The 13,809-nt window shown below is 57.4% G+C and carries 13 protein-coding genes; 5 read left to right on the forward strand and 8 right to left on the reverse strand.

Annotated features, from left to right (window positions below; genetic code table 11):
- The first annotated feature begins 23 nt into the window (after positions 1-23).
- From AC0B60_RS15960 to AC0B60_RS15975, 4 genes are all read left to right on the forward strand, one after another.
- Positions 24-926 (forward strand): DUF368 domain-containing protein, encoded by a 903-nt coding sequence (locus tag AC0B60_RS15960; RefSeq protein WP_465087064.1) that lies wholly within the window; start codon positions 24-26, stop codon positions 924-926.
- 351 nt (positions 927-1,277) lie between these two features.
- Positions 1,278-2,033: a peptidoglycan DD-metalloendopeptidase family protein gene (locus tag AC0B60_RS15965; protein WP_465086884.1), complete on the forward strand. Its 756-nt coding sequence runs from the start codon at positions 1,278-1,280 to the stop codon at positions 2,031-2,033.
- A gap of 212 nt (positions 2,034-2,245) precedes the next feature.
- On the forward strand, positions 2,246-3,247 hold the full coding sequence (rpoS, locus tag AC0B60_RS15970; protein ID WP_007155459.1) for an RNA polymerase sigma factor RpoS: 1,002 nt from the start codon (positions 2,246-2,248) through the stop codon (positions 3,245-3,247).
- Positions 3,248-3,434: 187 nt separating this feature from the next.
- Complete coding sequence (locus AC0B60_RS15975; RefSeq protein WP_465086885.1) at positions 3,435-4,010, forward strand: chalcone isomerase family protein; 576 nt, start codon at positions 3,435-3,437, stop codon at positions 4,008-4,010.
- 42 nt (positions 4,011-4,052) lie between these two features.
- On the opposite strand, the gene nth is transcribed toward AC0B60_RS15975, so the two are convergent.
- The 8 genes from nth to metG are packed head-to-tail and all read right to left on the reverse strand — an operon-like array spanning position 4,053 to position 12,306.
- Positions 4,053-4,694, reverse strand: coding sequence for an endonuclease III (nth, locus tag AC0B60_RS15980; RefSeq protein ID WP_465086886.1), 642 nt, complete (start codon positions 4,692-4,694; stop codon positions 4,053-4,055).
- A gap of 40 nt (positions 4,695-4,734) precedes the next feature.
- Positions 4,735-5,445, reverse strand: a complete 711-nt coding sequence (locus AC0B60_RS15985) for an electron transport complex subunit E (protein WP_465086887.1) — start codon at positions 5,443-5,445, stop codon at positions 4,735-4,737.
- A 1-nt stretch (position 5,446) separates the two neighbouring features.
- Complete coding sequence (rsxG, locus tag AC0B60_RS15990) at positions 5,447-6,148, reverse strand: electron transport complex subunit RsxG (protein WP_465086889.1); 702 nt, start codon at positions 6,146-6,148, stop codon at positions 5,447-5,449.
- Between the two features lie 3 nt (positions 6,149-6,151).
- Positions 6,152-7,204, reverse strand: coding sequence for an electron transport complex subunit RsxD (gene rsxD / locus AC0B60_RS15995; protein ID WP_465086890.1), 1,053 nt, complete (start codon positions 7,202-7,204; stop codon positions 6,152-6,154).
- 19 nt (positions 7,205-7,223) lie between these two features.
- Positions 7,224-9,062 carry an electron transport complex subunit RsxC gene (gene rsxC, locus AC0B60_RS16000; protein WP_465086892.1) on the reverse strand — a complete coding sequence of 613 codons (1,839 nt, stop codon included), beginning with the start codon at positions 9,060-9,062 and terminating at the stop codon, positions 7,224-7,226.
- Positions 9,062-9,640, reverse strand: a complete 579-nt coding sequence (gene rsxB, locus AC0B60_RS16005) for an electron transport complex subunit RsxB (RefSeq protein WP_465086893.1) — start codon at positions 9,638-9,640, stop codon at positions 9,062-9,064. Before rsxB ends, rsxC begins: the two co-directional genes overlap by 1 nt.
- Positions 9,641-9,655: 15 nt before the next feature.
- On the reverse strand, positions 9,656-10,237 hold the full coding sequence (gene rsxA / locus AC0B60_RS16010) for an electron transport complex subunit RsxA (protein WP_465086895.1): 582 nt from the start codon (positions 10,235-10,237) through the stop codon (positions 9,656-9,658).
- Positions 10,238-10,272: 35 nt separating this feature from the next.
- The gene (metG, locus tag AC0B60_RS16015) at positions 10,273-12,306 is read right to left on the reverse strand and encodes a methionine--tRNA ligase (protein ID WP_465086896.1); all 2,034 of its coding nucleotides are present in this window, start codon (positions 12,304-12,306) and stop codon (positions 10,273-10,275) included.
- Between the two features lie 180 nt (positions 12,307-12,486).
- Between metG and apbC the strand changes: the two genes are divergently transcribed.
- A complete protein-coding gene (apbC, locus tag AC0B60_RS16020) occupies positions 12,487-13,587 on the forward strand; it encodes an iron-sulfur cluster carrier protein ApbC (protein WP_465086897.1) in 1,101 nt (366 codons plus the stop codon).
- The last annotated feature ends 222 nt before the right edge of the window (positions 13,588-13,809 follow it).

Raw genomic sequence — 13,809 nt, forward strand, 5'->3', positions numbered from 1 at the left:
CTTTTGCGGTATTCCTGAGAGGTATGGCCATGGGGGCGGCTGATATTGTCCCCGGCGTGTCCGGTGGCACCATTGCATTCATTACCGGTATCTACTTTCGGTTGCTGGAAGCCATCAATGCCGTTCCGCAAGCTTTCTTCCACCAACTGATCCGTGGGCAGGTAAAGCAATTCTGGGCGGCGTGTGACGGCACCTTCCTACTGTGCCTGCTGGTGGGGATCCTGGGCAGTATTGCCACCCTCGCGTCGGTGATCAGTCATGCCCTTGCCACCTATCCGATCCTTATCTGGAGCTTTTTCTTCGGCCTCATCGTCGCCTCGGTGTGGCACGTTGGCGGCCAGGTTCGCCGCTATGAGCTGTTGCTGCTGTTGCCATTTTCGGTGGGGACCGTTTTTGCCTGGTGGGTAACGACCTTGTCTGGCAGCCCGTTGTCGCCCTCAATGCCGGTGTTTTTCGGTGCCGGGGCCCTGGCCATCTGCGCCATGATCCTGCCAGGAATCTCAGGCAGTTTTATTCTGGTGATTCTGGGTATGTACGTCCCGGTGCTGGACGCCATACGTTCCCTGGATCTGGGCATCCTCGGGATTTTTGCTGTTGGTTGCCTGGTCGGTTTGCTGTCGGTTGCGCGGCTCATTACCTGGGCGTTCCATCGCTACCATGACCTTGTGCTGGCGTTGTTGACTGGCTTTATGGTGGGGGCGCTGAACAAGGTCTGGCCCTGGAAAGAGACACTTAGCTGGCGCACCAACAGTGCCGGCCAGCAAGTGCCGCTGAACGAAGCAAGCGTCAGCCCTATGGGCTATGCTGAGTTGACCGGCGAGGATTCGCAATTGCTGCTGGCGGTGACCTGTGCGTTGGCCGGCCTGTTGCTGGTTTTGCTGGTGGAATGGATGGGTAGGAAAGAACGGCCTGGCTCCTCCCGTTAGCTTGGTTTTTACTCGGGGTTGTGAAGGTGTTCACAGGCGTATCGAGACTAAGTGTTACTTTTTGATCCGTAAGGTTGTTTCGAGCAGTAACAAATGCAACAGATGGGTAACTTGGTTTCATGCCCAAAATGTGCAATAAATTAGCAAGTTACTTAAAACACTTTATAAACCGCCGAAATTTTTATACGAATTACTAATAACGGGCGTATTTTTATTCTTTTGAGATTAGTGCGTGGGTCCATCATTGCTGCGACGGCAGTCTTCCCGCGGCTCCCCTCCGGTGCCCCTGCTTCTCCGTGTTCAAAAAAGCGGACGCGTCTCTACACCTTTCTGTTTGTGCTTCTTGGCGCCATGTTACTGACTGGCTGTAACACGCAGGCAATCTACCGTGATGACCTCTACAATCCGCCAGTGTACTGGGGGCGCCATGTCGTCAAATCCGGTGAAACGCTCTACAGCATCGCCTGGCGCTACGGCCGTGACTACCGGGAACTGGGCAATGCCAATGGTATAAGCCCGCCTTACCACATCAAAGCAGGGCAGGTTCTCAGGCTGGACCTTCGCGGAAATGTAACATCCACTGCGCAGACTGGCGGAAGTAGCAAAGCGTCGGTCTCGCGACCACCAACCCGCACAGCGTCGCGACAGCCTGCTCCCAAACCGGAGCCAAAACCGACGGTCTCGCGGCGGCCCGATACGTCGTCACCACTAACAGGCCAAAGCCAGACAGTATCCAATGTCAACTGGCGCTGGCCCCACGTTGGCACCGTAATTGCAGGATATTCTACATCCGGGAAAGTCAATAAAGGTATTGATATTGCTGGAAAAGCGGGTGACTCTGTAAGGGCGGCGGCAAGTGGTAATGTCGTTTATGCCGGAAGTGGGTTGCTCGGTTATGGCAACTTGATCATAGTGAACCACAACGAGCACTATTTGAGTGCTTATGCTCACAACCGGAAGATTCTGGTGCAGGAAGGGGAGGACGTTAAAGCCGGACAGGTCATCGCTGAACTGGGAAACAGCGGCACGGACAGACCCAAGTTGCATTTTGAAATCCGGAAAAATGGCAACCCGGTCGACCCCGCCCACTACCTCCCGGCCCGATGAAACGGATTTGCAGGATAAACCTGACGTCCGGCACCGAAAATCAGAGGCAACGAAAGACAATAGTCGAAACAAACAATAAAAACGACGGTTCCGGCAACCGTCAACAGCTAGCAATAAATGTCCTGAACAAGAACGCGAAGAAAGCAGGCGCTCGCAATAATAAAAAGACGTGAGCGAATTTCCAGGATCATTGAAAGGCGGGGCAAAGAGTTATGTCAGCAGAGCATGAAGAACTCATCATTGATCGTGTATCAGATGTTGAAGACGCAGACGATCAGCTGTTAGCGGAAGACAAAGTAGAAGCAAAAGAAACGGCGGAAGTGGAAGCCGTTGAAACAGAAGAAGACATTCCGGCCCAGGGCCGATACTTCACCAGCCAGAAACAACTGGACGCCACCCAGCTTTATCTCAACGAAATCGGTTTTTCTCCTCTCTTAACACCCGAAGAAGAAGTCTACTTTGCACGGCTCGCCCGCAAGGGAGAGGAGTCCGGTCGCAAACGTATGATCGAGAGCAATTTGCGCCTGGTGGTAAAGATTGCACGGCGTTACGTGAACCGTGGTCTGACACTGTTGGACTTGATTGAAGAAGGTAACCTTGGGCTTATCCGCGCGGTCGAGAAGTTTGACCCCGAACGGGGTTTCCGCTTCTCCACCTATGCCACCTGGTGGATCCGCCAGACCATCGAGCGGGCGATCATGAATCAGACCCGCACCATCCGCCTTCCCATCCACGTCGTCAAGGAACTCAACCTGTATCTGCGAGCGGCACGGGAGCTTACCCAGAAGCTGGATCATGAGCCGTCAGCGGAAGAAATCGCACGGATGGTCGATAAGCCAGTTGCGGACGTAAAGCGGATGCTGGGCCTGAATGAGCGCGTAGCCTCCATGGATACGCCCATTGGTACCGGTGGTGAAAAGTCCCTTTTGGACACGGTTGCTGATGAAGGTGCCTCCGATCCAGCCGACCTGCTGCAAGACAACAACATGTGCTCCTGTGTCGAAAAGTGGATCGACCAGCTCAGTGACAAGCAGCAGGAAGTGCTGTCCCGCCGCTTTGGTTTGAGGGGTTACCCCATCAGCACGCTTGAGGAAGTGGGCCAGGAGATTGGTTTGACCCGTGAACGGGTTCGCCAGATCCAGGTGGAGGCGCTCCGTCGCCTTCGCGAAATTCTGGAGAAGGAAGGCCTGTCGGGAACCATGCTGTTCAAGTAATCGGTTCCGTACAACCAAAAAGCGGCCCGCAGACAGCGGGCCGCTTTTTTTTGCGTTGCCAAATGAGAACCAGGCGGCGTAAGCGTTCGTTTCCTCCCTGTTAAACTTGGATCGCTGGAGGGGATAAGGGTGTCGAACTCCAGCGGTACTCAGACATTCAATAATAACGATCAATAAGGAAAGGACGATGAAAAAGGCCCTATCAACAGGATTTGCCTCACTGCTGCTGACGGCAGCCCTTACAACACCGGTCGCCGCCCTGACGGTAGAAGGCGTTGACGTGCCGGATACCTACTCGGCGATGGATACCGAGCTCAAGCTCAATGGTGCGGGTACCCGTTCCAAGTGGTTCATGGACCTCTACATCGGCGGTCTGTATGTGCCCGAGACCATCGACGATGGCCAGGCCATTATCAACGCGGACGAGCCCCAGGCCATCACCCTGCACATCATTTCCGGGATGATCACCAGCGACAAAATGAAATCCGCCACAATGGAAGGGTTTGAGAATTCCACAGAAGGAGACCTGGCCGCGATCAAGGACGATGTGGATGCGTTCCTGGATGTGTTTTCAGAAGAGATCAAGGACGGTGACGTGTTTGATCTCGTTTACTTGCCGGGTGAGGGCGTGCGCGTGCTAAAAAATGGTGAGGAACGCGCCACTATTGGCGACCTGGAGTTCAAGAAGGCCCTGTTCGGCATCTGGCTGTCAGATGAGCCAGCCCAGGAAGACCTGAAAGAGAAGATGCTAGGCCAGCGGTAAGCGCCCGGTAGGGGCACCGGTTCCGGTTATCCGGGGCCGGTGTCAGTCCATGTAATCCCGTTTCTGCTTAAATTCGCACAGATCTTCGATGATGCAGGCGCCGCATCTTGGCTTCCTGGCTGTACAGGTGTAGCGCCCGTGCAGGATCAGCCAGTGATGGGCATCCAGCAGGAATTCCTTCGGCACCAGCCGCATCAGGCGTTTCTCCACTTCCAGCACGTTCTTGCCCGGCGCAATCCCCGTTCTGTTCGATACCCGGAAGATGTGGGTATCCACCGCCATGGCCGGATGTCCGAACGCGGTGTTCAGAACCACGTTGGCGGTTTTACGGCCCACTCCCGGAAGAGCTTCCAGATCTTCCCGGTTGTCAGGAACTTCCCCGTCGTGCTTTTCAATCAGCGCGCGGCAGGTCTTGATGACATTCTCCGCCTTGCTGTTAAACAGCCCGATGGTTTTGATGTATTCCTTCAAGCCATCCACTCCCAAAGCCAGGATTTTTTCGGGTGTATTGGCAACGGGATAGAGTTTCGCTGTTGCCTTGTTCACGCCGACATCCGTGGCCTGGGCCGAGAGGATCACCGCAATCAGCAGTTCGAACGGGTTGGTATAGTTCAACTCAGTGGTGGGTGTCGGGTTGGCTTCCCGCAAACGGGTAAAGATTTCCGTACGTTTTGCCTTGTTCATGGGTTATCCGCTGGCTGAGAAAATAATGTTCATTGGGTGTTCAGGACACATGGCCTGTTACCCGTACTCGCTTGCTACCGGCCACGATTGGCTCCGCTGCTGTACGACGGGCCTTGAGATGATTGTCGATGCCGTTTTTCAGAGCAATGAGCAACCCCAGTCCGACAAAGGCGCCCGGCGGCAGTACCATGAAGAGAACGTCCGGGTATTGCTCCAGCGGGCGAATTCCCCAGTCCGCTGCCATGGGGCCCAGCAGGAGATCCATATCGGTAAACAGGGTGCCCTGGCCCACGAGTTCGCGCATGGCGCCGAGCGCAACCAGCACGATCAGAAAACCGATACCCATCATGACTCCGTCCAGCAGGGCGGGTAAGGGTGGGTTCTTGGAGGCAAACGCATCCGCCCGACCCAGAATGGCACAGTTGGTCACAATCAACGGAATGAAAATACCCAGGACCTGATAGAGCTCATAGGTATAGGCCTGCATCAGCAGTTCGGCGCAGGTGACGAAAGAGGCGATGATCATCACAAAGGCAGGCAGGCGCACCGACTCGCTGACAAAGTTGCGGATCAGCGACACTGCCAGGTTCGAGCCCATCAATACCATCAGCGTTGCCAGGCCCAGGCCGATGGCGTTGACGACGGTACTGGTTACCGCCAGAAGGGGGCATAGCCCCAGCACCTGGACCAGGGCAGGGTTGTTGGTCCAAAGCCCATCACGGATGATCTCTGCGCTGGATTTGGTCGCCATATTACGAATGCTCCCGTTCTGGTGTCTGGCCGGCGATTTCCTCGGGTGTCAACGGCGTGCTCCTTGGCGACGCGGGTTCATTGAGGATGTCGCGAATGTCGCTGCGGTGCTCACGGAAATAGATGAGTGTTTTTTGCACTGCATTAACCACGGCTTTCGGGGTGATGGTTGCCCCGGTGAACTGGTCAAATGCTCCGCCATTCTTCCTGACAGCCCAGCGTTCTGGTTCCGGGTTGCCAAGGGACCGGCCGGTGAACGAGTGGATCCAGTCTGACTTCTTGGTTTCAATGCGGTCGCCCAAGCCAGGGGTTTCCCGGTGGCTGGTCACCCGAACTCCCAGCACCGTGCCTTTCATATCCAGACCCACCAATAGGTGAATGTTGCCAGAATAACCGTCAGGGGCCACCACCGGCATGATCAATCCGGTAGGGCGGCCATTGCGACGTGCCACCCAGGCCGTGACGGGGTCGTTAGCATTCATTCCGTTATCCGCCGGAAGCTGCACTGTGTCGGTCAGCAAATTATTGTCGTGCCGGCTTTCCGGGATGATCTCAAACAGTGCCTGAGCTTCCGCCCTGGCTGCCTGCTCCTGTATGCGCTCGGCCGTCATGACCTGGGTGATGGCGATGGTACCGCCAGTAATGATGGCGAACAGGCCAAGACCAATGGCGTTGCGACGGATGGATTTCGCGAGTGCTGCCATGGTTTACCCCTGCCCCTTGCCGGGAAGGCCACGCCGGGGCTTGTGATGCCCGTAGGTACGGGGTGGCGTGTAGTGGTCGATAAAGGGCACCGAGAAGTTCATCAGCAGAACACTGAAGGCCACCGCGTCGGGGTAGGCACCCCAGGTGCGGATCAGATAGATCAGGATGCCAATACCCGCTCCGTAGATTAACTTGCCCTGATGGCTGGAGGCGGCAGACACTGGGTCCGTGGCAATGAAGAACGCACCCAGCATGGTACCCCCGGCCAGCAGATGCATGGACAGCGGCGCATACTGGTCCGCGTTGCTGCCAAAGGCAAGGCTCATAAAAGCGAGGCCCGCCAGCATGCTGACAGGGATGTGCCAGGTGATGATCTTCAGGCTAATAAGAATCAGGCCGCCTGCCAGGAACGCGGCGTTGACCCATTCCCAGCCCCGGGCAACACCGTCACCAAAGGTGGGGTGAGCAAGCACTTCCGCTGCGGTGTGGGTGGTAATCTTGTGTTTGTACTCGTCCAGCGGCGTGGCCATGGTGAAGGCGTCTACCGCTGTCTGTTGGCCGGAGGCGATCATGCCGAGGGTGTCGCCAAACCCCGGAGCGGTCTCCCACAGGAGACCGGGCTGCGCCCAATTCGTGGTCATGGCCACGGGGAACGAGATCAGCACCAGGGCGTAACCCACCATGGCGGGATTGAACGGGTTGGAGCCCAGGCCGCCATAGAGCTGTTTGGCCATGACGATGGCGGCGATGACGGCAACGGCGGACACCCACCAGGGCGCAAACTGCGGCAAGGAAAGGCCCAGCAAAAGGCCGGTGACGGCAGCGGTGTTGTCTTTCAGGAAGAAGGCCACCGGGCGCTTGCGAAGCTTGAGGATGGCAGCCTCGGCGGTCAGTGCCACAGCGATGCACCAAACCACGTTGATCAGATTACCCCAACCAAAGAACAGGGTCAGCGCCAGCAGGCCGGGTAGGGCTGCCAGAATCACCCATAACATCACCTGCGACGTGGAGCGGGCATTACGGGCGTGGGGCGATGACTGTTGCGCAAGTGCCATTATCGTTGGGGCCTGTTCATTATGAGTCTGTCGTTTGGGTATCGGTGGCCGCCACGGATTGACGGGCCTCAGCCAGAGCCTCCTCCGCCCGCTTCACCCGGTCGTGGTTCTTGGTGACGGCTCGCTCGAGTTTTTCGACATTGTCCGCACTCTCTGCCCTGGCGTCCTTTAGCATGCTTTGCATGGTGTTCAGCTTGGCGGTGGCCTGGGCAAGCTGCTTCTCCAGGGCGTCAATATCGGGCGCCGGTTCGCTGGCAGCTTTGGTTTCAGAGGCCCCGGCGTTCGTTTCGGCCTGCTGTTTGCTCTTGGCCTTTTTACGGGCCAGGGCTTCCTGCACCAGGGCGGCCTTGGCGGCGCGGTCATTAGCTGGCGGGCCTTCTGCTTCCGCCTTTTCGGCCTCGGCCTGTTTCTTGGCCTGAGCCTCGGCGGCTGCCTTCGCCCGTTCCTTGCGACGTTGCTCTTTCTCCTGCTGTTCCCGCTCGAGTCTCGCCTGACGGGCTTCAAAGCGTTCACGGGCGCGATCCGCTTTCAGCTGTTCAGCCTGTTGTACCCGTATCTCGCCTTTGGCCGCCCGGTAATACTGCACCAGCGGAATGGAGCTGGGGCAGACGTAAGAACAGGCACCACATTCGATGCAGTCGAACAGGTTCAGGTGCTCGGCTTTGTCGAATTCTCCGGCTTTGGAGTACCAGAACAGTTGCTGGGGTAGAAGCTCCATTGGGCAGGCTTCGGCACACATGCTGCAGCGGATACAGGGCTGCTCCGGGGCTGGGTCGGGTAACTCCTTGGCGGTGGCGGCAATCACGCAGTTGGTGGTCTTGACCACCGGTACGGCCGGCGTTTCCAGGGTGTAGCCCATCATTGGCCCGCCCAGCACAAGGCGGTGGACCCTGCTGTTTTCCAGCCCGGCCCGCGCGAGCAGGTAGTCAATAGGTGTGCCGATCAAGACCTCGAAATTACCGGGATCGGTGACGGCATAACCAGTGATCGTGGTGACGCGGGAAATCAGCGGTTCGCCCCGGTGAATGGCGGCAGATACGGCGATGGCCGTGCCTACGTTCTGGCACATGACCCCGATATCCGCCGGGATACCGCCGCTGGGTACTTCCATGCCCGTCAGGATTTGTATCAGCTGTTTTTCGCCACCAGAAGGATACTTGGTGGGAACCACCGCGATCTCTGTCTGAGTACCCTCCGCGGCTTTTCTGAGCGCTGAGATGGCCTCTGGTTTGTTGTCCTCGACGCCGATCACAACTCGCTCGGGGCGCAGTATCCACGCCATGATTCGCAGCCCGGCAATAATCTCGCCCGCGTTCTCCCGCATCGACATATCGTCGGCGGTGATATAGGGCTCGCATTCGGCGCCATTGAGAATCAGCGTGTTCACCTTGCGGTCCCGGGGCGGGCGTAGCTTGATATTCGTGGGGAAGCCTGCACCGCCCATTCCAGAAATGCCGGCGTTGCGGATTCGCTCGAGCACCGTTTCCCTTTCCAGTTCACGGTAGTTCGATACTGGGCTGAGGGTTGTCCACTCGTCCTTGCCATCGGGTCTTAAAGTAATACACCAGTCGCTCATCCCGGAAGGATGGGGAACAGGTTGAAGGCTGACGGACTCAATAGTACCGGAGGTCGGCGCGTGCACGGGTACACCCATGCCCCCGATCACGTCGGCAACTTTCTGGCCTTTGAGAACTCGATCGCCCACCGCAACACAGGCCTCAGCCGATTCGCCAATGTGCTGCTGCAACGGCAGCACCAGTACCTCTGGAAGGCCGGCATCGATGATGGGGCGTGCCGTGGAAAGGTGTTTGTTTTCGGCAGGATGAATGCCGCCGGAAAAGTCCCAGAGCTGTGTCATCAGGCGTTGGCCCCCTGACGATCGGTAGCAATCACACCAGGCTTGGGCGGTGTCCAGGTCCATGAGCGTATGTCGGGCTCCACCGTTATCATATCGATGCAATCCACCGGGCAGGGTTCCACGCACAGGTCACATCCAGTGCACTCGCTCTCTATTACCGTGTGCATGTGCTTTGCGGCGCCGAGGATGGCGTCCACCGGGCAGGCCTGGATGCACTTGGTGCAGCCGATGCACTCGTCCTCACGAATCACCGCAACACGCTTGGCCTGTTCCACCCCGTGTTCCGCGTCAAGCGGTTGTGGCTCGACGTCCAGCAGATCTGCCAGCGCTTTGATGGTGGTTTCACCGCCCGGAGGGCACTTGTTAATGGCATCGCCGTTGGCAATGGATTCCGCGTAGGGGCGGCAGCCGGGAAAGCCACACTGGCCGCACTGGGTTTGAGGAAGCATGGAGTCAATCTGGTCCACCAGAGGATTGCCTTCCACCCGAAAGCGCTCTGCGGCAAACCCCAGCAGACCACCGAATACAACCGCCAGCGCGAGCAGAACCACTACGGCAATCAGTATGCTCGTCCACATAATACAAACGCTCCGTCAGACGCTGACCAGACCAGTAAAGCCCAGGAAGGCCAGAGACATCAACCCGGCGGTGACCATGCCAATGGCGGCGCCACGGAAGGCAACCGGAACATCGGCCACGGCGATGCGCTCCCGCATGGCCGCAAACAGCACCAGCACCAGCGAAAAACCGCCAGCGGCACCGAAACCGTACAGGACAGATTCCACGAAGTTATTGTTCTTGTTGAGGTTAAGCAGGGCAACGCCCAGAACCGCGCAGTTAGTGGTGATCAGAGGCAGGAAGATGCCCAGTACCCGGTAGAGCAGGGGGCTGGTCTTGCGCACTACCATCTCCGTGAACTGTACAACGACGGCGATGACCAGGATGAACGTGATGGTTTTCAGGAACGCCAGATCCAGTGGCTCCAGCAGGTAGGTATACGCCAGGTAGCTGCACACCGAGGCCAGGGTCAGCACAAAGGTGGTGGCCAATGACATGCCCATGGCGGTTTCCAGCTTCCCGGACACACCCATAAAAGGGCACAGTCCAAGAAACTGAACCAGCACAAAATTGTTCACCAGTATGGTGCTGACCAGAATCAGCAGATACTCAGTCATCGGCCTGCTCCGTCATTAACGACACATCCGGCCCATTACATAATCCGCATGCCGGGCGTGGCGCCCGAATCTGGTGACAGGATGAAAATGTCTTTACCACCGGGGCCAGCGGCCAGAACCATGCCTTCGGACATCCCGAACTTCATCTTTCTGGGCTTGAGGTTGGCCACCATCACCGTCAGACGCCCTTCAAGGTCTTCAGGTTTGTAGGCCGACTTGATACCGGCAAAGACGTTGCGCTCACCCTCTCCTACGTCAAGGGTAAGGCGTAGCAGCTTGTCGGCGCCGTCCACGTGTTCGGCTTTCACAATCTTGACCACCCGAAGATCCACTTTGGCGAAATCGCCAAATTCTATTTCATCGGCAATCGGCTCGAGATTGGCTTTCGGCGCCTTCTGTCCTGTCGCTGCGGGCATTTCTTCCTTGGAGGCGTCCAGCATTTTCTCGATCTGGGCCATGTCCACGCGGTTCATCAGCGGCTTGAATTTGTTGATCTCGTGGTTCTCCAGCCGCTGCTCACGCTTATTCCAGTCCAGCGGCGCATTCAGGAACGCCTCCGAAGCCTTGGCGGTTTCCGGCAGAACCGGCGCCAGGTAAGTCATCAGCAGGTGGAACATGTTGATGGCATTGGTACAGATGGCCTGCAGGTTGTCGTCCTGGCCATCCTGCTTGGCAATGACCCAGGGCTGCTCGTCATTCACGTACTGGTTGGCGATGTCCGCCAACTCCATGATTCGACGCATGGCACGGCCGAACTCCCGGGCCTCGAAAAAGTCCGCGATCTCATCGCCGGCCTCGATAAATTCTTTCAGCTTTTCATGTTCGGTAACGGTACCGAGCTGGCCGTCAAAGCGCTTGGTGATGAACCCGGCGCTACGACTGGCAATGTTGACCACCTTGCCCACCAGATCCGAGTTCACCCGTGCGGCGAAGTCTTCCAGGTTCAGGTCCATATCGTCGACGCTGCCGGTGAGTTTGGCGGCGAAGTAGTAGCGCAGGTATTCCGGATTCAGGTGATCCAGATAGGTACGGGCCATGATAAAGGTGCCCCGGGACTTGGACATCTTCTTGCCATTCACCGTCACGAAACCGTGAGCCCAGACAGCACTGGGAGTACGGAAACCAGCGCTGTGGAGCATGGACGGCCAGAACAGGGCGTGGAAATTGATAATGTCCTTGCCGATGAAGTGATACACCTCGGCGGTGGAATCCGCCTTCCAGAAATGCTCGAAATCAATGCCTTCCCGGTTGCAGAGGTTCTTGAAGCTGGCCAGATAACCGATGGGCGCGTCGAGCCAGACGTAGAAGTACTTGCCCGGTGCATCCGGAATCTCGAACCCGAAGTAGGGCGCATCGCGGCTGATGTCCCACTCCTGCAGGCCAGCATCCAGCCATTCGGCCAGCTTATTGGCCACCTGGGGCTGGAGCGTGCCGCTGCGGGTCCAGTTCGCGAGGAAGTCCGCAAATTCCGGCAGGCGGAAGAAATAATGCTCGGATTCCTTGTCCACTGGAGTGGCGCCGGAAACCGCTGAGCGAGGGTTGATCAGCTCTGCCGGGGTATAGGTGGCGCCACAGGCCTCGCAGTTGTCGCCATACTGATCCTCGGTTTTGCACTTGGGGCAGGTGCCCTTGATGAACCGGTCCGCCAGGAACATGTTCTTTTCAGGATCGAACGCCTGAGTGATCTTGCGGGTGGCGATGTGGCCGTTTTCCTGCAACTGACGGTAGATGTATTCCGAGAACTGGCGATTCTCCTCGGAATGGGTGGTGTAGTAGTTGTCAAAGAGGATATGGAAACCGCCGAAATCTTCCTGGTGCTCCTTTTTGATACGGTCGATCAAACTCTCGGAAGAGATGCCTTCCCGCTCGGCACGGAGCATAATGGCGGTACCGTGAGCATCGTCCGCGCAAACGTAGTAACAGTTCTGGCCACGCATTTTCTGATAGCGAACCCAGATATCCGTCTGAATGTATTCCAGCAGATGGCCCAGATGGATGGGGCCGTTGGCGTACGGCAGGGCGCTGGTTACCAGAATATCGCGCTGTTGCTTTGAACTCGCTTGCGTCATGTTGTGGTCCGAACCTTCATTCGTCAGGAGTTGGGCGTTCGCGTTTACCGACCTTGTTCCGGGTAAAGAACCCTTATGGCCAGAAACGGGCACAAATGATACCTTCCGAGCAGATAATTTTCACCCGAAACACCTGTTTCCGCGCTAATAAATGCGCGCGACGTTAGACCGGAGATTCCGATGACACAGATTTCACAGCAGGCACTGAAAACCGCCGTACAACAGTACCGCGACCCCTACCTGGGCAAGGACCTGTACGAGTTGGATGCGGTGAAATCCCTGACCGCGGACGACAGCGGAAAAGTCACCGTGATGATCGAGTTGCCGTACCCTTCCAAAGGCATCGCCGGCGCCCTGAAAGAACTGCTCACCAACGCCCTGGACGACGTTGATGGCGTTGACAGCGTGGATGTTCACGTGGGGCAGCGAATCCATTCCCACAAAGGCCAGAAGGATATCCAGTCCGTGCCCGGTGTGAAAAACATCATTGCCGTGGCCTCTGGCAAGGGCGGCGTGGGCAAATCCACCACGGCCGTCAACCTCGCTCTGGCACTGCACGCCGAAGGTGCTCGCGTCGGTATTCTCGACGCCGACATCTACGGCCCCAGCATCGGCATGATGCTGGGCGTCCCCGAAGGCAAGCGCCCCGACACCCGGGAAAACAAATACTTCGTCCCCATGGACGCCCACGGTCTGCAAGCCAACTCCATGGCCTTCGTCGTCACCGACAAAACCCCCATGGTTTGGCGCGGCCCCATGGTCAGTGGCGCCGTCATGCAACTGCTGCAACAGACCCTGTGGAATGAACTGGACTACCTCATCCTCGACATGCCCCCGGGCACCGGTGACATCCAGCTCACCATCGCCCAAAAAGTCCCGGTCACCGGCGCCGTCATCGTCACCACGCCCCAGGACATCGCCCTGCTGGACGGTAAAAAAGGCATCGAAATGTTCCGCAAGGTGGAAATCCCCGTGCTGGGCGTGGTGGAAAACATGAGCGTCCACATCTGCAGCAACTGCGGCCACGAAGAGCCCTTGTTCGGCCACGGCGGCGGCGAACGCATCGCTGAAGAATACGACACCACGCTTCTGGGCCAGCTCCCCCTGCACATGACCATCCGCGAACAGACCGACGGCGGCTCTCCATCTGTGGTGGCAGAACCCGATTCGGAAGTGGCAAGACGCTACAAGGACATAGCCCGCCGGGTCGGCGCTGAACTGTCCACGAGGGAGAGAAATCTAACCGGTTCAATTTCCAGTGTTTCGGTAACAGAGCACTAGGCGAACATCTCGAAAGCTGAATCGCGGCTGCGGAGAGGACCGGTTTGAAACTGTGAAAAACATGGATGTTTTTCTCAAGCCTACATGGACGTATTAACGGCGTGTTTCAAACCCGTCCTCTCCGCAGCCGCAGCCCCCAATGCCGCGATTCCGGGACCGGTCAAAATTAGCGGGCAAGCCTTCGACAGTCATTAAGTGAACAGGTAAACTACCGCCTCTCTT

It is taken from the genome of Marinobacter sp. V34 (assembly GCF_055524115.1).

Coding starts and splice junctions, on each gene's coding strand:
- rsxC (WP_465086892.1), bottom strand. CDS start 9,062: ATGACACAGCTCTGGGACTTTTCCGGCGGCATTCATCCTGCCGAAAAC.
- apbC (WP_465086897.1), top strand. CDS start 12,487: ATGACACAGATTTCACAGCAGGCACTGAAAACCGCCGTACAACAGTAC.
- rsxG (WP_465086889.1), bottom strand. CDS start 6,148: ATGGCAGCACTCGCGAAATCCATCCGTCGCAACGCCATTGGTCTTGGC.
- rsxA (WP_465086895.1), bottom strand. CDS start 10,237: ATGACTGAGTATCTGCTGATTCTGGTCAGCACCATACTGGTGAACAAT.
- AC0B60_RS15965 (WP_465086884.1), top strand. CDS start 1,278: ATGTTACTGACTGGCTGTAACACGCAGGCAATCTACCGTGATGACCTC.
- AC0B60_RS15985 (WP_465086887.1), bottom strand. CDS start 5,445: ATGGCGACCAAATCCAGCGCAGAGATCATCCGTGATGGGCTTTGGACC.
- AC0B60_RS15975 (WP_465086885.1), top strand. CDS start 3,435: ATGAAAAAGGCCCTATCAACAGGATTTGCCTCACTGCTGCTGACGGCA.
- metG (WP_465086896.1), bottom strand. CDS start 12,306: ATGACGCAAGCGAGTTCAAAGCAACAGCGCGATATTCTGGTAACCAGC.
- rpoS (WP_007155459.1), top strand. CDS start 2,246: ATGTCAGCAGAGCATGAAGAACTCATCATTGATCGTGTATCAGATGTT.
- AC0B60_RS15960 (WP_465087064.1), top strand. CDS start 24: ATGGCCATGGGGGCGGCTGATATTGTCCCCGGCGTGTCCGGTGGCACC.
- nth (WP_465086886.1), bottom strand. CDS start 4,694: ATGAACAAGGCAAAACGTACGGAAATCTTTACCCGTTTGCGGGAAGCC.
- rsxD (WP_465086890.1), bottom strand. CDS start 7,204: ATGGCACTTGCGCAACAGTCATCGCCCCACGCCCGTAATGCCCGCTCC.
- rsxB (WP_465086893.1), bottom strand. CDS start 9,640: ATGTGGACGAGCATACTGATTGCCGTAGTGGTTCTGCTCGCGCTGGCG.